Origin of the sequence: Micromonospora cabrerizensis (assembly GCF_022230955.1) — a bacterium.
GTDB classification, from domain to species: domain Bacteria; phylum Actinomycetota; class Actinomycetes; order Mycobacteriales; family Micromonosporaceae; genus Micromonospora; species Micromonospora cabrerizensis.
In genome coordinates this window covers 1-1,286 of record NZ_JAKKFI010000033.1, presented here as the reverse complement: position 1 = coordinate 1,286, position 1,286 = coordinate 1, and the positions used below count along the sequence as shown (strand labels likewise).

1 protein-coding gene is annotated in these 1,286 nt (G+C 76.4%); it reads right to left on the bottom strand.

The features are described 5' to 3' along the window. Window positions 1-121: 121 nt before the first annotated feature. On the bottom strand, window positions 122-1,286 hold a 1,165-nt coding region (locus tag LADH09A_RS03260; protein WP_274528933.1), incomplete at its 5' end, for an SbcC/MukB-like Walker B domain-containing protein.

Genomic DNA, 1,286 nt, shown 5'->3' with positions numbered 1-1,286 from the left:
GGACGCCTCGAACGACGCCCCGTACGCCGGATCCCACGAGTCGACGAAGAACGCGGCGTCGCTCACCGGCCCTGCCTTCCGTTCGCGACTGCGGGGCTCCGCTGCGCTGCACTCCTCGCGCTCACCGGCCCGTCCGCTCTACGCGCGCCGAACGCGCATCCTTGCGCACCTCGAACCGGACCGGGATGCGTTCGGCCAGCGCCGGCACGTGGGTGACCACGCCGACCATCCGGTCGCCCCGGGCGGCCAGGTTCTCCAGGGTGGCGGCCACCGTGTCCAGGGTGGCCGCGTCCAGCGTGCCGAAGCCCTCGTCCAGGACGATCGACTCCAGGCTGGCCGCCGTGGTCGACATCCCGGCAAGCTGCTCGGAGAGCGCCAGGGCCAGCGCCAGCGACGCCTGGAACGTCTCACCACCGGAGAGGGTGCGAACGCCCCGGCGCAGCCCCGCGTCGTGGTGGTCGACCACGACGAACTCGCCCTTGTCGTGCACCAGCTCGTACTGGCCGGAGGACAGCTCCCGCAGGATCCCCGACGCGCCGTCGACCAGCAGGTCCAACGCCTCCGCCAGCAACCACCGCTCGAAGTTGTTGGCCCGCAGGTGCCCGGCGAGCGCGCGCGCGACCTGCGCCTCCCGTTCGTGCCCGGCACGCTGCTCGCGCAGCGTCCCGGCCTGCTCCCGGCGTTCCCGCAGCCGCCGGCGGTCCGCGTCGGCCCGTTCCACCGCGACGGTCGCGGCGTGCACCGGATCGTCGCCGACCGGCACGTCGGCGTCGGCGAAGAGGCCGGCGATGCGCCGCCGCACGGCGTCAGCGACCGACTCGGCCTCGGCTACGGCGACCGCCCGGCCCGCCCGATCCTCGCGACGGCGGTCGGCCTCGGTGCTCGCCCAACCGGTCAACGCAGCCCACGCCGCGGCCACGTCGTCCCGATCGGTCGCCGGCGGACCGAAGCGCGCCAACCCGTCGCGGGACGTGTCGAAGGCCCGCCAGGCCGCCCGCAGCCGCTCCTCGGCGGCATCCACCCCGGCCCGGGCCTGACGCGCGGCCTCCCGGCCGGACCGCACCGCGGTCGCCGCCTCCTCCAGTGCGCCCCGCAGCCGGGCGTGCTCGGCCAACTCCCGGCGCAACACAGCTGGCTCCGCCGCCCCGGCGAGCTGCCCGTCCAGCTCGGCCAGCCGGGCGTCCACCTGCTCCTGCCGGGCCCGCGCCTGCACCAGCAGCCGCTCCAGGTCACGCGCCGCCTCGTCGCGCTGCCGCACCGCGGTCTGCGCCGCCTTGGTCGCCGCC